This window comes from Halomonas sp. KX33721, assembly GCF_001596805.1.
Lineage (GTDB): Bacteria > Pseudomonadota > Gammaproteobacteria > Pseudomonadales > Halomonadaceae > Vreelandella > Vreelandella aquamarina.
The window spans coordinates 1-20313 of sequence record NZ_LVIA01000004.1; the positions used below are offsets into that span (position 1 = coordinate 1).

23 protein-coding genes and 1 pseudogene are annotated in these 20313 nt (G+C 57.2%); 15 read left to right on the forward strand and 9 right to left on the reverse strand.

Features of this window, described 5'->3' with window-relative positions:
• A pseudogene (locus A3220_RS17390) lies at positions 1-514 on the forward strand (hypothetical protein); the annotation flags it as partial.
• 26 nt (positions 515-540) lie between these two features.
• Here A3220_RS17390 and A3220_RS01050 read toward each other — a convergent pair.
• From A3220_RS01050 to A3220_RS01070, 5 genes are all read right to left on the reverse strand, one after another.
• A complete protein-coding gene (locus A3220_RS01050) occupies positions 541-1440 on the reverse strand; it encodes a toprim domain-containing protein (RefSeq protein WP_062372494.1) in 900 nt (299 codons plus the stop codon).
• Positions 1437-1628: a helix-turn-helix domain-containing protein gene (locus tag A3220_RS01055; protein ID WP_062372496.1), complete on the reverse strand. Its 192-nt coding sequence runs from the start codon at positions 1626-1628 to the stop codon at positions 1437-1439. Before A3220_RS01055 ends, A3220_RS01050 begins: the two co-directional genes overlap by 4 nt.
• A 94-nt stretch (positions 1629-1722) precedes the next feature.
• Entirely contained in the window at positions 1723-2310 is a 588-nt protein-coding gene (locus A3220_RS01060; RefSeq protein WP_062372499.1) for a hypothetical protein, read from the reverse strand.
• Complete coding sequence (locus A3220_RS01065) at positions 2310-3635, reverse strand: site-specific integrase (RefSeq protein ID WP_062372501.1); 1326 nt, start codon at positions 3633-3635, stop codon at positions 2310-2312. Before A3220_RS01065 ends, A3220_RS01060 begins: the two co-directional genes overlap by 1 nt.
• 253 nt (positions 3636-3888) lie before the next feature.
• Complete coding sequence (locus A3220_RS01070; protein ID WP_230844938.1) at positions 3889-4065, reverse strand: CAP domain-containing protein; 177 nt, start codon at positions 4063-4065, stop codon at positions 3889-3891.
• Here A3220_RS01070 and A3220_RS17700 point away from each other — a divergent pair.
• The 4 genes from A3220_RS17700 to A3220_RS01085 all read left to right on the forward strand — a co-directional run bounded on the left by A3220_RS17700 (position 3986) and on the right by A3220_RS01085 (position 8386).
• Positions 3986-4462 carry a DUF333 domain-containing protein gene (locus tag A3220_RS17700; protein WP_252860394.1) on the forward strand — a complete coding sequence of 159 codons (477 nt, stop codon included), beginning with the start codon at positions 3986-3988 and terminating at the stop codon, positions 4460-4462. The genes A3220_RS01070 and A3220_RS17700 overlap by 80 nt on opposite strands.
• Before the next feature lie 185 nt (positions 4463-4647).
• Entirely contained in the window at positions 4648-6333 is a 1686-nt protein-coding gene (locus A3220_RS01075) for a GGDEF domain-containing protein (RefSeq protein ID WP_252860395.1), read from the forward strand.
• A gap of 248 nt (positions 6334-6581) precedes the next feature.
• Positions 6582-7400, forward strand: a complete 819-nt coding sequence (locus A3220_RS01080) for a methyltransferase domain-containing protein (RefSeq protein WP_062372510.1) — start codon at positions 6582-6584, stop codon at positions 7398-7400.
• Entirely contained in the window at positions 7397-8386 is a 990-nt protein-coding gene (locus A3220_RS01085; protein ID WP_062372512.1) for a class I SAM-dependent methyltransferase, read from the forward strand. The genes A3220_RS01080 and A3220_RS01085 overlap by 4 nt, the downstream gene beginning before the upstream one ends.
• Before the next feature lie 3 nt (positions 8387-8389).
• Here the strand turns inward: A3220_RS01085 and greB are convergent, their stop codons facing one another.
• The gene (gene greB / locus A3220_RS01090; protein WP_074210417.1) at positions 8390-8923 is read right to left on the reverse strand and encodes a transcription elongation factor GreB; all 534 of its coding nucleotides are present in this window, start codon (positions 8921-8923) and stop codon (positions 8390-8392) included.
• Positions 8924-9119: 196 nt separating this feature from the next.
• Between greB and A3220_RS01095 the strand changes: the two genes are divergently transcribed.
• The 6 genes from A3220_RS01095 to cysN all read left to right on the forward strand — a co-directional run bounded on the left by A3220_RS01095 (position 9120) and on the right by cysN (position 14260).
• Entirely contained in the window at positions 9120-9764 is a 645-nt protein-coding gene (locus A3220_RS01095; protein WP_062372515.1) for a TRAP transporter TatT component family protein, read from the forward strand.
• A gap of 107 nt (positions 9765-9871) precedes the next feature.
• Complete coding sequence (locus A3220_RS01100) at positions 9872-10519, forward strand: NUDIX domain-containing protein (protein WP_062372518.1); 648 nt, start codon at positions 9872-9874, stop codon at positions 10517-10519.
• Positions 10520-10531: 12 nt separating this feature from the next.
• Positions 10532-10978 (forward strand): DUF1249 domain-containing protein, encoded by a 447-nt coding sequence (locus tag A3220_RS01105; RefSeq protein ID WP_054641017.1) that lies wholly within the window; start codon positions 10532-10534, stop codon positions 10976-10978.
• Positions 10979-11005: 27 nt separating this feature from the next.
• Positions 11006-11740, forward strand: a complete 735-nt coding sequence (locus A3220_RS01110) for a phosphodiesterase (protein WP_062372520.1) — start codon at positions 11006-11008, stop codon at positions 11738-11740.
• A gap of 115 nt (positions 11741-11855) precedes the next feature.
• Complete coding sequence (gene cysD, locus A3220_RS01115; RefSeq protein ID WP_062372523.1) at positions 11856-12815, forward strand: sulfate adenylyltransferase subunit CysD; 960 nt, start codon at positions 11856-11858, stop codon at positions 12813-12815.
• Positions 12815-14260 (forward strand): sulfate adenylyltransferase subunit CysN, encoded by a 1446-nt coding sequence (gene cysN / locus A3220_RS01120; protein WP_062372526.1) that lies wholly within the window; start codon positions 12815-12817, stop codon positions 14258-14260. The genes cysD and cysN overlap by 1 nt, the downstream gene beginning before the upstream one ends.
• 141 nt (positions 14261-14401) lie before the next feature.
• Here the strand turns inward: cysN and A3220_RS01125 are convergent, their stop codons facing one another.
• From A3220_RS01125 to A3220_RS01135, 3 genes are read right to left on the reverse strand one after another with little or no spacing between them, the layout of a single operon-like run.
• Complete coding sequence (locus A3220_RS01125; RefSeq protein WP_062372528.1) at positions 14402-15217, reverse strand: substrate-binding domain-containing protein; 816 nt, start codon at positions 15215-15217, stop codon at positions 14402-14404.
• A gap of 39 nt (positions 15218-15256) precedes the next feature.
• Positions 15257-15994 (reverse strand): ATP-binding cassette domain-containing protein, encoded by a 738-nt coding sequence (locus A3220_RS01130; RefSeq protein WP_054641014.1) that lies wholly within the window; start codon positions 15992-15994, stop codon positions 15257-15259.
• Positions 15991-16695: an ABC transporter permease gene (locus tag A3220_RS01135; protein ID WP_054645031.1), complete on the reverse strand. Its 705-nt coding sequence runs from the start codon at positions 16693-16695 to the stop codon at positions 15991-15993. Before A3220_RS01135 ends, A3220_RS01130 begins: the two co-directional genes overlap by 4 nt.
• Before the next feature lie 168 nt (positions 16696-16863).
• On the opposite strand from A3220_RS01135, the gene A3220_RS01140 reads away from it, so the two are divergent.
• The 4 genes from A3220_RS01140 to A3220_RS01155 all read left to right on the forward strand — a co-directional run bounded on the left by A3220_RS01140 (position 16864) and on the right by A3220_RS01155 (position 20296).
• Positions 16864-17745, forward strand: coding sequence for a helix-turn-helix transcriptional regulator (locus A3220_RS01140; RefSeq protein WP_062372531.1), 882 nt, complete (start codon positions 16864-16866; stop codon positions 17743-17745).
• A 121-nt stretch (positions 17746-17866) separates the two neighbouring features.
• Positions 17867-18430, forward strand: coding sequence for a type 1 glutamine amidotransferase domain-containing protein (locus A3220_RS01145; RefSeq protein WP_054641013.1), 564 nt, complete (start codon positions 17867-17869; stop codon positions 18428-18430).
• The gene (locus A3220_RS01150; RefSeq protein ID WP_062372534.1) at positions 18430-19548 is read left to right on the forward strand and encodes a phosphatase domain-containing protein; all 1119 of its coding nucleotides are present in this window, start codon (positions 18430-18432) and stop codon (positions 19546-19548) included. Before A3220_RS01145 ends, A3220_RS01150 begins: the two co-directional genes overlap by 1 nt.
• Positions 19549-19621: 73 nt before the next feature.
• A complete protein-coding gene (locus tag A3220_RS01155) occupies positions 19622-20296 on the forward strand; it encodes a zinc metallopeptidase (RefSeq protein ID WP_054641026.1) in 675 nt (224 codons plus the stop codon).
• Positions 20297-20313: the final 17 nt, after the last annotated feature.

The following is a 20313-nucleotide window of genomic DNA, read 5'->3' on the forward strand; positions in this document are numbered from 1 at the left end:
CTTCAGCAACGAAGCTGATGCCCGCAAGGTGCTGGAGGTACTGGCCAAGCGCTTTGCGCGCTTCGGCCTTACCCTGCACCCGACCAAGACTCGGCTGGTACGGTTTCGGCCACATCGCGAGCTACGGGCCGAGACCTTCGACTTCCTGGGCTTTACCTATTACTGGGGGAAGTCCCTGCGTGGACGCTGGATCATCAAGCAGAAAACGGCCAAGGACCGGTTCAAGCGAGGCCTGAAGCGAATTTCGCTGTGGTGCCGAGCCAACCGCCACCTGCCCCTGCGTGATCAGCACCGCCAACTCTGTCGAAAGGTTATGGGGCACTATGCGTACTACGGGATAACCCACAACATCGAGTCTCTGCAACGCTTCCAATACAGGGTTCAGACAACCTGGATCAAGTGGCTCAGGAGGCGATCACAGAGAGGATGGTTCCCGTGGGAGAAGGCAAGGCAACTGTTGCTGACACTCCCGTTACCGCGAGCGAGAATCGTGCACCGAGCGTCCTTCGTGTGAACCTGACGGTTGAGGAGCCGAGTGCGTCAATCGCGCACGCTCGGATCTGTGGGGGGCCGGAACGAGCAATCGTCCGGTCTACCCGACCAATAACTCTGCGCTTTGGTAACGCCAGGGTTGTTGTCGGTGAAGCGGTCATCATCAGCGGCGATGGTGATAGAAACACCATCCGGTAAGCGCTGGCGCAATCGACGCGCTACGGTTTCCAGATTATCCGCATTGCGAGCGACCACGACAGGCGCTCCAGCAGCTTCATACAGCGCGGCGGCAGTTGCCCATCCCTCTGCTATCAATACACGCTCAGCGCCAGCGAGGCAGCCTATTAGGCTAGCTGCGCCCTTAACACGACCGCCTGCTAGTGGTCGCTTCTCTCCATCTGGAAAAATGCGTTCAAGGTTGACCAATTCGCCATCTGCGTACAAGGGTACCAGTAGCATGCTGCCGTGCTGGCGCAAGCCATGCGGGGCTAGGCGTTTCTTTGTCAGGTAGGGGTGTGACGGATCGGCAGCTCCAGCCATTGCCCACCAGTGGCGAGCCTGTTCGGCTGTCTTGGCCTGTTGAGCACGTCGCTCGGCATCACGCTGTTCTCTGGCGCGCTGTGCAGCCTGTCGGGCCTCAGCAGCGGCGGCAGGATCATGTTCTCCGGTTATGCTAACGCTATGCTGCTCGCCGGTATGCCAAAAACCAAAAACAGCAACTTCCAGCGATGGGCAAACATACCAGCCATTTCGGTTGCCCTTGGGCTTGTCGATACTGTCGAAGCGGTGAATGTTTCCATCAGCATGAATCACCAGCCCATTAACTCCATAGGCGGCTAAGGCATCATTCAGTGCTTGCTCTATGGTGCTATAATGATAAGGCGCGACAGCAGTAGAAAACGACGAGACGGCCCGGCCCCCCAGCCGGGCTTTCTGTTGAGTGTTCATGACATCGCCTCCCCGCGTTGCGCTTCCCATGCTTCAAGGTCAGATAAGCGCCAGCGAGTAGCGCGCGGGCCAATCTTCACGGGTGAGGGTATGACGCCTTCAGCCAGCCAACGCCACCACGTTGAACGGGCAACGCCGTAGCGCTGGCAGGCTTCGGTATCTTTAAGAAAGGTTGCTTGGGTAGTCATGGTTTGCCCCCGGTATCAATTAGACGCTTATGAGACTAAGGGCATGTAAGGCTTGGCGCGTGGGGAACAATAGGGGGGTAGTTTTTTAACCTCGCTAAAACTTTAGCTTCAAGGGTTGATCGTGAAAATAAAAAGGGCCTTTAGTTCTACTTTCGATAACGTGTGGGCCTATATTTCGCCATATTGTTTTTACAGCACTAGGGCTAAGCGCTGCATGTCGCGCAACTAGGTGAAAGGCTGACTTGGTTGCTTGTGTCTCGTCATTTTGGCTCAACTGTATGCCCGCACATTTAAGCATGTAGACCGCGTTAGCTATACGTAAATCACGGGCCAAATTCTTATGCTTTGGGCGCCCGCCGCTCGGCTTAGGCCATTGGTCACGCATTACAGCAGCGGTAAATCTAAGTAGTGGCGATGGTATAGGTTCTTCTTGCTCAGCAAGGCCAGCAACTAGCATTCGAGAGGCTTCCCATGCGGCTGGGTCTTCTTTTGCCGCTTGGACGACTTTGTCAGGTTCTTTTCCTGTCGGGCGAGTAGTTATTCTGTCTTTATCGTCACGGGTGGTTTCAGTGCCAGCCAGCCAGCAATAAACCAAAGCAGCTATTTTTTCACCCTTTTCACTCTGCCAGCCCTCTAAGTATTGAGGAATTTTTGCAATTGCAGCTTCTTGCTCAGGTGTCATTACGCTACACCTCCCCGAAGTGATACCACGTTCGAGCCGGGGTCACTTGCCACCCTGCTGGCGACGGTTTCCCCCCAGCGTTGCCAAACATCTACTTGGGACTTCCAGCGGGCGGCGCGGTTATAGGTGCCCATCAGCTTAGGCGGTGCATGGGCTAGCATCATTTCCACCAGCAGCGGGTCAGCCATTAGTATTTCTGTGGCCTGGGTGGCAAACGACCGGCGCAAGTCGTGGGTTGTGAAGTGCTCCAGGTGATAGAGCGGGGCAGTTTCGTCGTGCTCCTTTCTAGCGCGGCCCTGTAAGCGGGCAACGGCAGTGCTCAGGCTATCCGGGTGTAGGGCCTTGCCGGTGCCTTGAGTAGACGTGAAAACGAACTCCCCGGCGGCTAGTTGGTGCTGTTCTGCCAGTAGTTTGCGTGCCAGCGGGCAAAGGTGAACTTGGTGCTGTCGCCGGGACTTGGTGCGCTCAGCCGGAATTGTCCATGTATCCTTTTTGACTTCATCCCAGCGCATGAAAGCCACCTCGCCACGGCGGACGCCGGTTAGGATTAGAAGCTTCAGCGCATTGGCTACCGGAACGCTCAGCACGGCGGTAGTGGCTTTGCCTTCACTATCCGCGCGGGCGTCGTCTATGGCTTGCCATAGCTGGCGCAATTCAGGCAGGGGTAAGTGACGTTGACGCGGGGCAGACGCAGACGCAGCAATATCGGCAGGTGTCAGGCCATCGGTGGGGTTAACGTCGATTTGTTCCCGTTTCTGGCAGTAGCGTAGCAGTTGACGCAGTAGGTTCAGGCTATGGCGGGCTTCTACTTTGGCATTTTTAGATGCCTGTTCTAGCACATCGATAAGTAAACGCCGGGATACATCACGCACATAAAAATCAGCCAGCCGGGGTGCAAGGTGACGCCGCCAACGGCCATGCTGTTGGCCTACCGTCTTGGCGGTAGGTGGCTGCTTGTTGCGGCCCGGTTGCTGTTGGTAATGCTCTATCCAGCGGTTGAAAGCATCCTGCATTGTCCACGCGGCTAGATTGGTGGCCTTTTCAGACGCGCGTTGCTTTCGCGGGTCTAAGCCTTGCTCTACGACCTTCACCGCTTCCCGGTGGGCTTGGCGAGCCTCGGTTAATTTCATGGCCGGATAAGTGCCTAGTTGTAGCTCGCATTGTTTCCCGTTAATGCGGTAACGATAAAGCCACGCCTTGGCTTCACGGTCGCTACGGGCTTCCAGTGCCAACCCACCAACACCACGATTAGTAACGCCTTCTCTTACCTTGGCCTTGCCCTCAGCGGGCTTGAAGGCAATGACCTGTTTTTCAGTGCTTAGCATTATGTCTCCTGTATGGGGAATTTCCGCCCCCACAGGCGCCCCCACAGAAACTGCAGTATAGCGCGGGAAAGTATAAGACACAAAAGGATGCTATTTGTTATTAACTTATTGATTTTATGTATTTTGGCGGTTTGTTAAAGGGATGCTAAATAATGCAAAAAACAGGCTTAAATCCCGCTCCTAAGCGGCAGGTCGCAGGTTCGACTCCTGCCAGGGACGCCAAACGCCTCCATGTCTTCTTCATTTCTAACCACTAGCGCGGCGCGCCTAGTGTTTGCACCCAGTAGTGCGTAAATCGCGAGTCACTATCTTCTGCATGCGCCATGCCCATATCGGTAAAGGCATCGTTCATGAGGTTGTGGCAGTGGCCTGGGCTTTCGATCCAGCTTTTGATGGCTGCGTCGGCGGAGGAGGCGGGCGCATGCGTTATCCAGAGCGTTGTCATCCACGCGATCGAACAAAGCGCCCAGGCAGCCGGGCGCTTCATGAACGGCTTATCCACTGAACTTCTCGTTTTCGTCCAAGTTGGGTGTCGCGTCTTTTTTGAGATTGGCTTTGGCGATTTCGTACAGTTGGAACGTTTTGCTCTCTTTGGCTTGCCAGTGCTCACCCATTTCTACTTTTTGCCTGCCACCAATTTCTCCATATCCAGCAGATCGTTGATGAGCGTGGCAAGCCGCTGCACGTTGCGCTGGGCGGCAGCTGCGGCGTATTGCGTCAGCCTGGGCGGCGAGCGCCTCACCCGCGAAATCACTTTGGGAACGGGGCGTTACTGTCGACTGCCGGATGGCCGGGTCGAAAACGAGTGGCATTTATATCGAACATAGCGATTGGATAATGATTAACGCCACCAACGAATAGGCGTTTGAAACGCATCAAACGTGCTATCAACGCAATTTTGAGTGTATAAGGTTAGCGTTAATAAAAAATAGGGTGAGCTGGTGGGTCACGCCAGCTAGGGGATCGGATGGGTACGCTCAACGTCTTGTTGCGCTTTTTATGCGTAGGAATAATGGCTGGCTTGCTGTTGCTGTCCGGTTCTTTGGCCTACGCTAGCGCGCCTGCACCGCTGACCGATTGGGAGTATCGCTGGGGAGATGCTCCTTTAGAAGATGACGCGCCTTGGAGCCCCATCGATTTTCCTTCTAACCCACCGGAGCGCAACGGCCAGAAGTCTGTTTGGTTTAAAACGGTCTTGCCAGAGGGGGAGTGGCGTGACCCGGTGTTGCACATTACCAGCATTAACTTGGTGGGGCAGATCTACCTCGATGGCACGCTGATTTATCAGCATGGCGATATGGAGGCACCTCGTTTCATCGGTTGGCCGTGGCATTTGGTTCCGCTACCGGAGAATTCGGCGGGCAAGACGCTGGCGCTGCGTATCCACTCCGATTACACCAGCATCGGGCTGTGGGGCGATGTAGAGATCACCGATCGTATCGATGCGCTGAAGGGGATGCTCCACGCTTCGGTACAGGACCTTGCGGTGAGTGCCTTCAGCCTGCTACTGGCGATGTTGGCAGCGATTTTTGCTATGATTGGGCCTGAGCGTCGGGGCTTTTTCGCCATCGCGCTGTTTGCGTTTTCGTCAGGGTTGATGCTGTTGGCAGAGACCCCCGTTCGGCAGCTGTTGGCAGACGCGCCGCTTACCTGGGACATTTTAAGAGCCGCCAGCTACTTTACACTGCCCATTGCCATAGGCTTGTTGCTGAGCCACTGGTTGGAGGGTGTACCAAAGCGCTGGATGAGACGTTTATGGCAGCTCCATTTGGCGTACCTCGTGGTTTCGATTGGTCTGGTCGCACTTGGCGTGGTGAACTTGGCACTGACGTTCCCCATATTCGATGTGCTGCTGTTGCTCACGCTCCCCCTCATGCTTCTGCTGGCGCTGCTGCGGGTGCGTCGTTTGAATTTGGAGCAGCGGCTGTTCGTCACTAGTTTCCTGCTGTTTGCGCCACTTCTGTTGCTGGACATGTTGGTGGCGCACGAGCTGATACCTCGGCGCGACGTGCCACTGAGCTATGGGGCGTTGGGCTTCTCTTTGGCTATCGTGGGGATTTCGCTGTGGCACTACCGTCATTCGCAGCGTCAACTTGCTGTGGCCAACCAGACGCTAGAAGCACAGGTGATGGCGCGGACGGCAGAGCTAGATACCTTGGTCGAGCAGTTCAAGGGGCTCTCGCTTCAGGATGCCCTGACCGGTCTCAATAACCGTCGCCATTTCGACGCCTTGCTACATCAGGAAATGGCGCTCGCGCAGCGTAAGGGAAGCCTGCTTTCGCTGCTGATGATCGATATCGATCATTTCAAGAAAGTGAACGATAACTTTGGCCACGACGCTGGCGATGCCGTTCTGATCGAGGTCGCGGCGCTGTTAAAGAAGCATTTTCGCGGTACGGACGTGGTGTGCCGGTTGGGGGGCGAGGAGTTCGTCGCACTCCTACCGGGCACCGGAACGGCCGAGGCCCAGACGCGTGCCGAGAAACTGCTGAAGGCACAGCGTAACCAAGCGTTGAGTCACCTTCATCAGCCGCTTGGACGCATTACGCTCTCTTGCGGAATCGCCACGTATCCGGCTCACACCATGGACCCTAAAAGGCTACTGCGCTTAGCCGACACAGCGTTGTACAAAGCTAAGAATAACGGCCGCGACCGTTGTGAAGTATGGGAAGGAGCCGTGTCGTCCAGCGAGCAGTAGCTAGCGGCCATGATGCTCAGTATATACGTAATGGTGAGCGTAAAGAGAAAAAGCCGTTGGCAGCTGCCAGCGGTGGTGCAAGCCGCCAAAGTGCTGCCCTCCAAACAGTCGTCTGCGGGTGAGTGGGAGCAGTTCTAGTCCTAGCTGTGACCATCGCGCTTGGACTGCTCAACCATGCTGCCTGGGGTGCGATTTTCCTGACGATAACGGGTAAACTAGCGCCCCTTTAAACTGTGGTGGCTAGAGGCATGCACCCGACCTACGAATTAACCGACGCTGGCGACCGCTACTTTGATGGCTTGGCTGATAAGTTCTCTCGCTCGCTCTACCAAGCACCCCGGGGCGAGCTGCGCCTCGCGATGCTGGATTATCTTCTGCCGCAAATGCTGCACTTACAGGCTCAGCCGGTGCTGGATGTCGGCGGTGGGTTGGGGCAGCTCTCCGGTTGGTTCGCGGCACGCGGTCACACTGTCAGCATGGCAGAGCCTTCCCACGATATGCTGGCCCACGCTAAGGCGTGGCACGCTGAGCAAGAGGCCGCTGCGGTGTGGCCTCTGGGGCAGCTTCGCTATGTGGAAGCTCCTCTACAGGCGCTGACGAGCCAAGCCCCCGGCCCCTGGCCGCTGATCACCTGCCACGCGGTATTGGAGTGGTTGGGCCATCCTGAGCAAGCGCTGCAAACCCTGGCAACGCTGCTGGCGCCTGGTGGTCAACTCAGCCTGATGGTGTTTAACCGCGACGCGCTGCGCTTTTCTAATGTGGTGAAGGGCAACTATCAAAAAGCCTTGAGTGACCAGTTAGAAGGCAAGGGCAAGCGCCAGCGCTTAACGCCGATCTCCCCAGTTACCCATGATGAAATTTGCCAGTGGGTGGGCCAGAACGGCTTACATATCGAGAGCGTTGCGGGCATCCGTATTTTTCAGGATTACGTGCGCCAGGCCCCAGAGAAGGCAAGCGATCAAGCAGCACTGCTAGCGCTTGAAAAGCAGTACTGCCAGCAAGACCCTCATTGGCGCTTAGGCCGCTATTTACTTTATACCGTTACCAAACCTGAGGCTGATGTATGAGTGCACAACTGCCCGCCTGCCAACTGCTTGAACGTTACTATGGGCAGGCCGCCCGGTTATGGCCTGTCGCGCCCCCGGAAGATGCATGGCTGTTAACCCACTCCACCGCGATGGTGAGCGACAATGTCGCTCTGCGGCAGCAGTGGCAGGCCAGCGGACGCCTAGCCGTTAGCCCTTTCGAGCCGTTCGACTACTTACCCGAGGGGCAGGTGGTACTGTTCTGGCCCAAAGCCCACCAGCTAGGCAAGTGGTGGCTTGAGTGGCTTTGCCACGTGCTGCCTGACAATACGCCGCTCGATATCGTCGGTGAGCACCAAGGGGGCATCAAACGTGTTCCCAAGATGCTAGACGAGCTGGGCATGAGCTGTGACAAGCTCGATAACGCCCGCCGCTGCTCGCTGTTTGCCACCCGAACGGTGAAAAGGGAAGCGCCCGATAGTGCCTGGCAAACCTTTGATGCCCTGGATATGCGCTTAGTGAGCCATCCTGGCGTGTTTGGCCATGGCAAAGTCGACGAAGGAACGCAGTTGCTGCTGCAAGCCCTAGAAGAAGCACTACCGAAAAAAACGCTGAAAGTGCTGGATATGGGCTGCGGCGACGGCATTATCAGCGCCTGGCTTGCGAAACGCGGCCATGCGGTCACGGCTGTCGATGTCAGCGCCTTTGCCGCCGAAGCTTGCCGCCGTACCCTTCACGACAATGCGCTGGATGGCACGGTGCTGGAGAGCGATGTTTACTCAGCGCTGGAGGGTGAGCGATTTGATGTCATCGTCAGTAACCCGCCGTTTCACCAGGAGCGTGATATTAGCTATGGCCCTAGCACGCGGTTAATCGACGAGGCGCCGGAGCATCTCAATGCAAAAGGACAGCTCATTCTGGTGGCCAATGCGTTCCTGCCTTACCCTGAGCGGCTGCAGCGTGCCTTGGGTGGCTTTGAGACGCTATCCGATAACCGCCGTTTTCGGGTGTATCGCGCTACTAAATAGCTGTTACGGATGGCCATAGCGAATGGCCGTCACGGTATAGAACGTTTCGCCGTTGGGGGTGAGCACCGTGACGTCGTCATCGACCTCTTTGCCCAACAGCGCCTTCGCCAGGGGGGCGTCGATACTGATCCAGCGCTTTTGGGTATCGAGCTCATCGTGGCCGACGATACGAATATCCAGCGTTTCTCCCTCTTCATCCTCCAAGCTTACGTACGCGCCAAAAAAGATTTTATCTGTGTTAGCGGGCAGACGATCCACTACCTGTAGCTCATCAAGCCGTTTGGTTAAATAGCGGATGCGGGCAATGACCCGGTTTAGCTCCTTTTTGTTATAGGTGTAATCCGCGTTTTCACTGCGGTCTCCAAGGGCTGCGGCTTCGCCCACTTTCGCTGATAGCTCAGGGCGTTTTACCCGCGAAAGGTGATCCAAAATGCCGCGTAGACGGGCGGCACCTTCTGCAGTAATCAAATGGCTTTTCGGTTCTTGGCGAGGATCTTTGGCCGGATCCCGCCAGCGGGTCATATTGCGACCTTTCATAAGCCAATCTTCTCCTTAAGTGCCTTGTAGGGCTTTCCTACCAGGGCATCAAGCTTACGCTACGGGAATGTTTTATAACAAAGTCGCGATTCTCTGGCGAATCATTCAAACGTTCGTTACATTGTCTAAGTAAGCCGGTACTTGGCTTACAGAGCCTTATGAATACAGCCGTTACAACAACAAACCTGGAGTGACTATGCGCGCTATTCCATTATCTCGCTTATTAATCGCCGCAGCCCTGGGCAGCACGCTGGCCCTGGCGCCTCTCAATGCCTCAGCATTTGAAGGGGAAGTTTTCTCGCTGAAAAACCGCTGGGAGCATACAGTAACGGAAATGCCTGCCAACCAGAGGGAAGATACGCTAAAAGCGCTCGCCAGCGAAGCCGAACAGCTAGCAAGCCAGCATCCTAATGAAGCCGAGGTGCTGATTTGGCAGGGCATTGTGCTGGCCTCTTACGCCCGCGAGCGCGGCGGTTTGGGAGCTTTGGGTACGGCGGGTGACGCTCGTGATGTGCTGGAGCGTGCCATTGAGATTGACCCCACCGGTGGCAACGGCTCGGCCTATGTCACGCTGGGCGCATTATATGACCGTGCCCCAGGTCGCCCGCTGGGATTTGGTAACAGCGATACTGCCGAGCGCATGTTCCAGCGCGCGCTTGAGCTTCGCCCCGACGGCATCGACGTGAACTACTACTACGCGGCGTTTTTAAAAGAAGAGGGCAACACTCAGACGGCACGGGAGCATGCCCAGCGCGCGGTGAACGGCACGGCCCGAGAGAATCGCCAAGTGTCAGATGAAGCACTACGACGGGATGCCGAGGCTCTACTCAGCCAGCTCTAACGTAGCCAGTATCCTTTCGATGACGATGACACGCGGTTAATCACCGCATTGGTATTCCCGGTGGGCAGCATTGATAATAGTTCGATTGTTATCATCGGGAGTGCCGTATGGGCCCTACGCTTGGTCGTGATGATGTCGAACTCATCCAACGCGACACCCTTTATCAAGGTTTTTTTCGCCTAGAAGCACTGGAGTTGCGCCACCGGCTGTTTGAAGGCGGCTGGAGCGCTACTATGCGCCGAGAAGTGCATAACCGTTTCGATGCAGTGGGTGTGCTACTGTACGACCCGCCCCGTGATGCCCTGGTACTCATCGAACAGTTTCGCGCTGGGGCAATTGACGACCCGACCTCTCCCTGGAAATTAGAACTCGTGGCAGGCTTGGCAGATAAGGATGAATCCCTGGAAGACGTAGCCCGTCGCGAAGCCATGGAAGAAGCGGGTTGCCAAGTGGGGCAATTAACCAAGTTGCATACCTACTACCCAAGCCCGGGTGCCTGCAACGAACGTGTGACGCTCTTTTGCGGGTTGGTGGATACTCACGGCTTAGGCGGTGTGTATGGGGTCGAAGATGAGCACGAAGATATCCGCGTGCACATTGTAACGTTTACCACCGCTTGGGAACTCCTAGAGCAGGGAAGACTCGACAACGCCATGTCTTTGATTGGGCTGCATTGGCTGGCGGGGCAGCGGGCATCGCTGCGTGCCGCGTCTCAACGCGCCGCCCTCTCGAATATTGACGCCAAGCGAATCTAGTAAGGAGTCATCATGGCAAGAGCCGCCTACGTCACCGATTTAAAAACCCTGCAGGGCGAATGTAGCGCTAACTATCTGCGCCTGCTGCGCCTAGTAGGGGATATGGAGAGCGGTCAGCGCCGTGATATCGCACTACACAGCGACCATCAGCACTTTGGTGATCTGCATTTAGCGATACTGCAGGAAGCCCCCTATACCACCCTGGTGGAAGTGACCCAGAGCGGGCCGCTGGACGCAGTGATCGAAGGCCCGCGCATGCGCGTACATCTCTACCATGATGTGCGTATGGCGGAAGTGGTCGACTTTCAACGCGAGCGCCATTTTAGCGGCCGCTATCGCTACCCCAATGCCCGCATGCACCAGCCGGATGAAAAGCTGCAGCTCAACTGCTTCCTGGGTGAGTGGTTGGCCCACGGGCTGGCCCACGGCCATGCTGTGGACATGCCCGAATTGCGTTGATGGAATGTCGTTAATGGAGCTACTGTCATGAGGCTGATTCAAATCACCGATTCCCATCTTTATGCCGATAAGCAGGCACGCTCCCGGGCGGGAATTCCCTGGCAGCAGTTTCAACGTGTGCTGGAGGCTGTGATTACTGAACGACCCGATGTCGTCGTGTTCACGGGTGATATCAGTCAGGATGAAACCGCCGCTTCCTACGCCCTTGCTTGCGAGGCGCTTTCGGCGCTGCCATGCCCGTGGTTCTGGATTGCTGGCAACCATGACCAGCCAGAGCTGATGGCCGCCGAACATCCGCTGTTAGAGGAAGTGGACTTGGAGCAATGGCGCTTACTGCTGCTCAACACCCAGGTAGTGGGCAAACCCCACGGCGAGCTGGGGAGTGTTGCCTTAAGCGCTTTGGCAGAACGGCTTGAGCAAGACGACCGGCCAACCCTTATTGCCATGCACCACCCGCCTGTGGAGGTAGGTGCTGCCTGGATGGATGCCATTGGCTTGCAAGACCGCGACGCTTTTTGGCAGTTACTCAGTGCCTATCCGCAGGTGAAAATGATCCTGTTTGGCCATGCTCACCAAGCCTACGCCCAGCATCATCAAGCAGCTGGCACCGATATTGGTGTCTACGGTTGCCCCGCCATGGCTGACCAGTTTTTGCCGGGAGCGGAGCAGTTTGCCATCGATGAAGCCTCACGCCCTGGCTATCGCGTGGTCGATTTCAACGCTCACGAGTGGCAGACCTGGATTGAGCGTGTGGTTGTCTAAAGAGCCTGTTAGGCGTTATAGATATAAAAAGATAGTTATTAATTCTTTTGGGTTATTATTGGCATAGCGTTACCCTACCCACAAAAGCAAGCACCGTTTTGTGAGGGAGTAGGTAATGAACCAGTTTTCTGCGCCGTCGGCGGCGACGCAAGAGGTGCCCATCGCACCGGATGCCGCCCGACTGACCCACCTGAAGCAGCTCGAAGCTGAATCGATCCATATCATCCGGGAAGTAGCGGCAGAGTTTCGCAATCCGGTGATGATGTACTCCATCGGTAAAGACTCCTCGGTGATGCTGCACCTAGCGCGTAAAGCCTTTTACCCTGGCACGCCGCCGTTTCCGTTGATGCACGTGGACACCACCTGGAAATTCCGCGAAATGATCGCTTTCCGCAACCGTATGGCGGAAGAGGCGGGCATGGAGCTGATTGTGCACACCAACGAAGAGGGGCGGGCAGCTAACATCAACCCCTTTGATCACGGTAGCGCGAAGTACACTGACATTATGAAAACCCAGGCGCTCAAGCAGGCGCTGGATAAGTATGGGTTTGATGCTGCCTTCGGCGGTGCGCGTCGTGACGAAGAAGCCTCCCGTGCCAAAGAGCGCGTCTACTCCTTCCGCGACAAGTACCACCGTTGGGATCCCAAAAATCAGCGCCCTGAGCTTTGGAACGTCTATAACGCCAAGGTCAATAAAGGCGAATCGATTCGCGTCTTCCCGCTTTCCAACTGGACCGAGCTGGATATCTGGCAGTACATCTACCTTGAGTCGATTCCGATTGTGCCGCTGTACTACTCCGCCAAGCGCCCGGTGGTTGAGCGCGACGGTATGCAGATCATGGTGGACGATGACCGCCTTCCATTGGCCCCAGGCGAGGTGCCGGAGGAGAAGTGGGTGCGTTTTAGAACCCTTGGCTGCTACCCGCTCACCGGCGCGGTGGAATCCACGGCAGCAACGCTACCGGAAATTATCCAAGAGATGCTGTTGACCAAAACCAGCGAGCGCAGCGGCCGTGCCATCGACCACGATCAGGCCGGCTCCATGGAGAAGAAAAAGCGTGAGGGGTACTTCTAATGGCGCACCAGTCAACGTTAATTGCCGATAACATCGAGCAATACCTGCACGAGCACGAAAACAAAGACCTGCTGCGCTTTATTACCTGCGGCAGCGTCGACGATGGTAAATCTACGCTCATCGGGCGGCTGCTTCACGACTCCAAAATGATCTTTGAAGATCAGTTGGCAGCGATTACCAAGGCATCTAAAACCAGCGGCACCACTGGGGATGCGGTGGATCTTGCTTTGCTAGTGGACGGCCTACAGTCCGAGCGCGAGCAGGGCATTACCATTGATGTGGCTTACCGTTTCTTCTCGACGGAGAAGCGCAAGTTCATCATTGCCGACACCCCTGGGCACGAGCAGTACACCCGTAACATGGCGACCGGTGCCTCCACCGCAAGCTTGGCGATTATTCTGATCGACGCGCGCTACGGCGTGCAGACCCAGACACGCCGCCACAGCTTCATTGCCGACCTACTGGGCATTCAGCACTTGGTGATTGCGGTCAACAAGATGGATTTGGTGGGCTTCTCAGAAGCGCGCTTTAACGAGATTGTCGAGGAGTACCGGGCGTTCGCTAAGAACCTGCAAGCCCCGGATATCCGCTTCGTGCCGATATCAGCACTCAACGGCGACAACGTAGTCAACCCCAGCGAGCAAACGCCCTGGTACTTTGACGATAGTCAGCGCTACGAAGGCAAAACGCTGATTGAGCTGCTGGAAAGCGTCGAAGTCAGTCGCGATCAGAACCTCACCGATCTGCGTTTGCCGGTTCAGTATGTCAACCGCCCCAACCTGGACTTCCGCGGCTATTGCGGCACCCTGGCGGCCGGTGTCCTGCGCCCAGGGCAAGCGGTGAAGGTCCTGCCTTCCGGTAAAACATCCCGCGTGGCACGCGTGGTCACCTTTGATGGTGATTTAGACGCCGCCTACCCAGGGCAGGCGATTACCGTGACTCTGGAAGATGAAATTGATATCTCTCGTGGTGACTGGATTGTAAGCGCGGATGCTGACATCCCGATCTCGAACGTGTTCAGCGCCGACATCGTGTGGATGCACGAAGACGCTCTCACGCCCGGCAAGCTCTACGACATCAAGCTCGCCACCCGCGACTTAGCGGGGCAGGTGAGTGCCATTGAGTACCAGATCGACGTTAATACGCTGGAAAAGCACGCTACCGATTCACTGGGGCTGAACGCCATCGCCCGCTGCGAGGTGGAGTTAACGGCGTCCATTCCGGTAGACGACTACCGTACTAGCCCGGGTACCGGCAGTTTTATCGTGATTGACCGTTTGACCAACGTGACGGTAGGTGCCGGTATGATTCGCGGCGTGGCTAACGCCCGTGAACAGGCCGCTACCACCGATTGGGCCGCCTTTGAGCGTGACCTGAACGCGCTGGTACGCAAGCACTTCCCCCATTGGGAAGCAAAGGATGTTCGCGAATTGCTGAGCCGCTGAGCTGACGCCGCGTTATCTAAATCATAATCCTAAAATTATAGCCATAAAACAAAGGCCTGCTGCACTTGGTGCAGCAGGCCTTGTTGCGTTTGCCTCAGTGGCGGTGTATGCCAATACCGCCAAAGGCTCTTCTGCAAAAGACTACTTGGCGTTAGGGAAAAACAGCTGTTGGCCGCCTACCTCGAAGTCAGCAATCGCCTGCTGACCCTCCTCAGATACGAGCCACTGGTGCCACTGAGCGGCTAAATCATGCTTTAAGTGCGGGTGGCGTTCTTCCGAGAGCAGCAGGCTGCCGTACTGGTTAAACAGCGCTTCGTCACCTTCGAACAGCAGCGTGAGGTTTTGCGGATTATCGAACGCGACCCAGGTGGCGCGGTCGGTAAAGGTGTAGGCGTCCATACCCGCAGCGGTGTTTAGGGTCGGGCCCATGCCACTGCCCAGCTCGCGGTACCACTCGCCTTGGGGTGTCACGCCCGCATCTTCCCACAAGCGCAGTTCGGCGCGGTTCGTGCCGCTGTCATCGCCTCGTGAGGCAAACGGTGACTCGCTCTCGGCGATACGCGCAAAGGCGTCTGCCACGCTCTCGCTGTCGCTAATGCCTGCTGGGTCGTCGCTGGGGCCTACGATCACGAAGTCGTTATACATGACGTCTAAACGCTCCGTGGCGTAACCGTCCGCCACGAACTGCTCCTCGCCTGCCGTATCGTGTACCAGTAGGCTGTCAGCATCACCACGGCGGCCGATCTCAAATGCTTGCCCGGTGCCGACGGCCACCACGCGCACGTCGATGCCGGTGGCCTCGGTGAACGTGGGGATAATGGCATCGAACAGCCCTGAGTTCTCGGTGGACGTCGTGGAGGCGAGGGTAATGAAGTCGTCATCCGCGAGTGGCGAAGCACTCCAGGCCAAGGCGGTCGTGCATACGCTGGCGGTGATAAGCGTGGTCGTTGTCTTCACGGTCTGCTCCTTTGGGTGTTGTTCAACGCTGATTGGGGGTCACCAAACCAGTTCGCCCCGGATAAACGCCCTGGCCTGCGAGGAGGTCGGGGTGTCGAAAAATCGCTCGGCGCTGGTGTGCTCCAGCACCTGGCCGCCGTACATAAACAGCACATCGTCGGCGAGCCGCTTCGCCTGATGCAGGTCGTGGGTCGTCATGACGATGCGCGTGCCGCTTTGGTGAAACTCGTTCACGGCATCTTCCACCGCCTTAATGGCGGCGGGGTCAAGGGCGGAGGTGGGTTCATCCAAAAACAGCACGGAAGGGGTTAACAGCCAAGCGCGGGCCAGGGTGAGCCGCTGCTGCTCGCCGCCAGACAGCACCCGCGCGGGGCGCTTGGCCAGAGCTGCTAAGCCGAACTTCTCCAGTGCCTGCCAGGCGAGTGCTTTACGCTCCCGGCGAGGCACGCGTTTGACGGCCAGGGCGTAGATCAGATTATCGATCACCGAGCGACGCAGCAGCACCGGTCGCTGAAACACCATGGCCTGCACGGGAGGTACGCCTTCCCAGCTAACGTGGCCGCTGCTAGGGCGGAGTAGACCGTGAGCCAAACGCATGAACAGACTTTTACCCGCCCCGTTAGGCCCCATGATCAACGTGCGCTGACAGCCAGACAGCGTGAGGGTGGTGGGCACCAACAAGGCGTGTCCACGATGGGTAAAGCTCGCCTGCTGAAAGTGCAGGGCTGGCACATCGGCCTGTGAGGTGAAAGAGGAGGTAGTGAGCGGTGCATTCATCCTAACCGCCTCTTGGCCGCTTCACTGACCGCATGGGCCAGCGCATTGATGAGGGTGACCAGCGTCAGCAGTACGATGCCCAACCCGAGCGCCAGGGGAAGATCCCCCTTGCTGGTCTCCAGCACGATGCTGGTGGTCATCACCCGAGTCACGCCGTCGATATTGCCACCGACGATCATCACCGCGCCCACTTCGGCGCTGGCCCGGCCAAAGCCCGCTAGAATCACCGTCAGCAGGCCAAAGCGCGCATCCCACAGTAGGGTGGGCATCATGCGTAGCTGGGTCAGCCCCAGCGAGCGTAGCTGCTCGGCGTACTCATGCTGCAGGGCTTCCACCTGCTGGCGCGTCAGCGCAGCGATAATCGGAAATACCAGGATGACTTGAGCAATCACCATGGCGCTGGGCGTGAACAGCAGCCCAAACGAGCCTAATGGTCCTGCCCGGGAGAGCAGCAAATAGACACATAGCCCTGCCACGACCGGCGGTAGCCCCATCAGTGCATTGAGTACGACGATCAGTCCGTTACGCCCAGGAAAACGCCATAGGGCGAGCGCCGCTCCCACTGGCAGCGCCAAGGCGCTGGCGATTAGCACGGCGACCAGCGACACCTGTAAAGAGAGCACCACGATGTCGATCAAATCTGAGTCCATGCCCAGAATCAGCGCGAGCGCCGTATAAAAAGGGTTATCACTTGCTGACATAAGTACCTGATGTAGAAGCGTTGGGTCGCGCACATGCCAGTGCGATGGCCACGGAAGAAACGGGTGAGCAAAGTGTATTCAGTAGGCTGCATAGTGTACGTTTACTTGATGTTATGCATTGGCTACTGAAATATATGCAGCCATACGCAGCTAAATGCAGGGTGAGCGATGCCAAACGACTATTTGACTACCGCTGAGGTGGCGGATTATCTGCGTTTGAAAGAGCGCAAGGTGTACGACCTGGTGCGTCAGGGCCATATCCCCTGCAGCCGTGCGACGGGAAAGCTGCTGTTTCCTCGACAGCATATTGATATGTGGGTGCTTAGCCACTTGGAAGGCGACCAGGCGCAGCGGCAGCCGCCTCCGCCGGTATTGGCGGGCAGCCAAGACCCGCTGCTGGAGTGGGCTGTGCGAGAGAGCGGGAGTGACTTGGCCTCGTTGTGTCAAGGCAGTGGCGACGGCGTGCGCCGCTTGCTGAAAGGCAGGGCGATGCTAGCGGGGATCCATCTGCTCGACGCGGCTTCTGAGCGCTATAACGAACCTGCTGCGTTGGGCCTAGGCGGAGTGCGCGATCTGATCGTGCTGCACTGGGCCACGCGCCGCCAGGGGCTGCTCTTGGCGCTGGGGAATCCATTGGACATTCGGTCGGTAGGCGACATTGCCAAGCGCAAAGCCATGCTTGCCCACCGCCAGCCAGGCGCAGGGGCCGCGCAGCTCTTGAACTGCATGCTGCAGCAGGCGGGCATTGTGCCCGAAGCGCTGAGATGGGCGGCACATCCTGCGCTCAGCGAGGACGATTTAGCGCTGACCATTGCCCAAGGTGAAGCCGATGTTGGGCTGGGGATGGAGTCTGCCGCGCAACGCCAGCAGCTGGACTTTATCCCGCTGGTGGAGGAGTCGTTTGATCTGGTGATGCATCGTCGCAGCTACTTTGAGCCTGCCGTCCAAGCCTTGTTTGAATTTGCCAGAGAGCCCCGGTTTGCCCAGCGTGCGAGTACGCTAAGAGGGTATGATGTGAGCCAGCTAGGCCGCGTGTTGTACAACGCTTAAGCGCGTAGCGACTAGTCTGATTCGGCCTCTACGCTTGACGATTGTATAAGATGCGCCACACTGGAGAGGTGTTGTAGACGTAACCTCATCACGAAAAGATCATCACGAAAAGGAGAGCACGATGAATCAAGCACTGAATGGTAAACGTGTTGCTATTTTAGCCACCGACGGTTTTGAAGAGTCCGAGCTGAGCGTGCCTCGCGCGGCGCTCCAAAAAGAGGGTGTTGAAGTGCATATTGTCTCGCCGGAAGGCAAGGGCATTCGCGCTTGGGCAGAAACCGACTGGGGCGATACCTACGAGGCCGACAAGGCACTGGCAGACGTTAGCGAGTCCGACTACCACGCCCTGGTACTCCCCGGCGGCCTGTTCAACCCTGACGAGCTGCGCCTGAACGAAGACGCCCTGAGCTTTGTAAAAGCGTTCTTCCAAGCGGGCAAGCCCGTCGCCGCCATTTGCCACGCGCCGTGGATTTTGATTAACGCTGGCGTGGTCGAAGGGCGCAAGATGACCTCCGTGCCGAGTGTCGCCCAAGATCTGCGAAATGCGGGTGTGAACTGGGTGGATGAGCCGGTAGTAGTCGATAGCGGCCTCGTGACCAGCCGCACACCCAAAGACCTGGACGCCTTTAATTCCAAACTGCTGGAAGAGCTGCAGGAAGGGCGCCACTCAGGCCAGCACGCTTAATGGCGTGGTATCACCAGTGGGCAAGCTTTGCCAAAAGGCTTGCCCACGTTGTTGCAAAACCGATGAAGCGGGACAGTGGCCGCAGCGGGATGATGGTGCATCCCTACCGCGGTTACGGTTCCCAGCGGGAAATCTTTGTGATGGGCCGGGTGTTCCGCCAAGCGGCACTCGGCCGTGCCATTCCTAGACGCGGTATGCTGCGCGATACCGCCGACGTCGCGCGGCGAGTGTTCCGGCGTGGCCTCGCCAATGCCAAAGTCGATATTCGGGTGGGGGGCAATGAGCTCTGTTTAACCACCGACCGAGACGGCTACTTTGATGCCCACCTGCCGATTAGTACGCCTTTGCCGGTCGATGTTTCCTGGCATCGCGCCGATATTTTGGTCCATGCCGAGGGGCACCCACCGATCCGTACCAGCGTAGAAGTGTACGTACCGCCTCCTGAGGCGGACCTGTTGGTGATCAGCGATATCGACGATACGGTGATGTTCACCGGCGTGGCGGAAAAGTTTAAAATGCTTTACCGACTGTTTGTGCGCAAGCCCCACCGACGGACGGCGTTTCCCGGTGTAGCATCGCTCTATCAGGCGCTTTACCGTGGGCAGACCGAAAAGGCCGAGCGGCCGATTCTTTATGTTTCTCGTGGCCCGTGGGCGATTTATGAAATGTTGGAAGCTTTCTTCCAAATCAACCGGATTCCAGTGGGTCCTATTCTGTTTTTACGGGAGTGGGGGATCTCATGGCGTAAGCCGTGGCCCCGCCGAGCGGAGGATCATAAGCGTGACCTGATCGACCGCATGCTGGCGCTGTATGACGACATGCCCTGCATTTTGATTGGCGATAGCGGCCAGCACGACCCGGAAGTCTACACGGAGGTCGTTAAAGCTTATCCGGATCGGATCAAAGCGATTTATATTCGCCGCGTCGACAGCGACCCCCAGCGGGAAGCCGCCATTCAGCGTCTGCGCGATGAGTTAGCCCATACCGATTGTGAGCTGGTCTTGGCCGTAGATAGCATTTTGATGGCAGAGCATGCCCACGCCAAAGGCGATATCTCCGCCCGCGGGCTGCAAGCGGTTCAGCGCGACGTCGAAGCCCATCGTAACGAGCCTGACTAAGCTGTGTTCCCCCGCCATTCGTGGTAAAAATGAGCGTTGATGTCTCTCTTACTTGGCGGGTTCCGGTGTTGTGATGCTCATCCTCTTAATTGTGCTGGCGTTGGCTATTTTTGTGCTGCCCAACCTATGGGCAAAATGGGTATTAAGGCGCCATACCCGAGGGCGTGATGATTACCCAGGTACCGGTGCGGAATTGGCCAAACATCTGCTGCGCCGTATGGGTGTGGAGGGCGTACGGGTAGAGCGCACCGAACAGGGCGACCATTACGACCCTGAGGCACGCTGTGTACGCTTAACGCCCGATCACTACGATGGCCGTTCGCTTACGGCGGTAACCGTTGCCGCCCATGAGGTGGGCCATGCTATTCAGCACCATGAAGGTTATGCGCCGCTGCTGGCCCGCAGCCGTTTGGTGCAAGTGGCGCAAAAAGCGGAAAAGCTAGGCGCTATTTTGATGATGGCCGCGCCGTTTCTGTTCCTGCTGACGCGGCTACCCGGTGGGCTTGCGATGATAGTCGTCATGGCGGTGATTAGCTTCGGCACCGCCGCGCTGGTGCATCTGGTCACGCTGCCGGTGGAGTTCGATGCCAGTTTCAATCGTGCGTTACCGTTGTTGAAAGAGTACGTGCCGCCTGCCGATATGGCCGGTGCCCGCCACGTACTCACCGCCTGCGCCTTTACCTATGTGGCCGCGTCGCTAGCCAGCGTGATGAACCTGGGTCGCTGGCTGGTGATTTTAAGGCGCTGATTTAAAAGTGCTGATTT

Excerpts from the sequence above, each read along its gene's own strand:
- A3220_RS01050 (WP_062372494.1), bottom strand. The coding sequence starts at position 1,440 with ATGAACACTCAACAGAAAGCCCGGCTGGGGGGCCGGGCCGTCTCGTCG.
- A3220_RS01055 (WP_062372496.1), bottom strand. The coding sequence starts at position 1,628 with ATGACTACCCAAGCAACCTTTCTTAAAGATACCGAAGCCTGCCAGCGC.
- A3220_RS01060 (WP_062372499.1), bottom strand. The coding sequence starts at position 2,310 with ATGACACCTGAGCAAGAAGCTGCAATTGCAAAAATTCCTCAATACTTA.
- A3220_RS01065 (WP_062372501.1), bottom strand. The coding sequence starts at position 3,635 with ATGCTAAGCACTGAAAAACAGGTCATTGCCTTCAAGCCCGCTGAGGGC.
- A3220_RS17700 (WP_252860394.1), top strand. The coding sequence starts at position 3,986 with ATGAGGTTGTGGCAGTGGCCTGGGCTTTCGATCCAGCTTTTGATGGCT.
- A3220_RS01075 (WP_252860395.1), top strand. The coding sequence starts at position 4,648 with ATGGCTGGCTTGCTGTTGCTGTCCGGTTCTTTGGCCTACGCTAGCGCG.
- A3220_RS01080 (WP_062372510.1), top strand. The coding sequence starts at position 6,582 with ATGCACCCGACCTACGAATTAACCGACGCTGGCGACCGCTACTTTGAT.
- A3220_RS01085 (WP_062372512.1), top strand. The coding sequence starts at position 7,397 with ATGAGTGCACAACTGCCCGCCTGCCAACTGCTTGAACGTTACTATGGG.
- greB (WP_074210417.1), bottom strand. The coding sequence starts at position 8,923 with ATGAAAGGTCGCAATATGACCCGCTGGCGGGATCCGGCCAAAGATCCT.
- A3220_RS01095 (WP_062372515.1), top strand. The coding sequence starts at position 9,120 with ATGCGCGCTATTCCATTATCTCGCTTATTAATCGCCGCAGCCCTGGGC.
- A3220_RS01100 (WP_062372518.1), top strand. The coding sequence starts at position 9,872 with ATGGGCCCTACGCTTGGTCGTGATGATGTCGAACTCATCCAACGCGAC.
- A3220_RS01105 (WP_054641017.1), top strand. The coding sequence starts at position 10,532 with ATGGCAAGAGCCGCCTACGTCACCGATTTAAAAACCCTGCAGGGCGAA.
- A3220_RS01110 (WP_062372520.1), top strand. The coding sequence starts at position 11,006 with ATGAGGCTGATTCAAATCACCGATTCCCATCTTTATGCCGATAAGCAG.
- cysD (WP_062372523.1), top strand. The coding sequence starts at position 11,856 with ATGAACCAGTTTTCTGCGCCGTCGGCGGCGACGCAAGAGGTGCCCATC.
- cysN (WP_062372526.1), top strand. The coding sequence starts at position 12,815 with ATGGCGCACCAGTCAACGTTAATTGCCGATAACATCGAGCAATACCTG.
- A3220_RS01130 (WP_054641014.1), bottom strand. The coding sequence starts at position 15,994 with ATGAATGCACCGCTCACTACCTCCTCTTTCACCTCACAGGCCGATGTG.
- A3220_RS01135 (WP_054645031.1), bottom strand. The coding sequence starts at position 16,695 with ATGTCAGCAAGTGATAACCCTTTTTATACGGCGCTCGCGCTGATTCTG.
- A3220_RS01140 (WP_062372531.1), top strand. The coding sequence starts at position 16,864 with ATGCCAAACGACTATTTGACTACCGCTGAGGTGGCGGATTATCTGCGT.
- A3220_RS01145 (WP_054641013.1), top strand. The coding sequence starts at position 17,867 with ATGAATCAAGCACTGAATGGTAAACGTGTTGCTATTTTAGCCACCGAC.
- A3220_RS01150 (WP_062372534.1), top strand. The coding sequence starts at position 18,430 with ATGGCGTGGTATCACCAGTGGGCAAGCTTTGCCAAAAGGCTTGCCCAC.
- A3220_RS01155 (WP_054641026.1), top strand. The coding sequence starts at position 19,622 with ATGCTCATCCTCTTAATTGTGCTGGCGTTGGCTATTTTTGTGCTGCCC.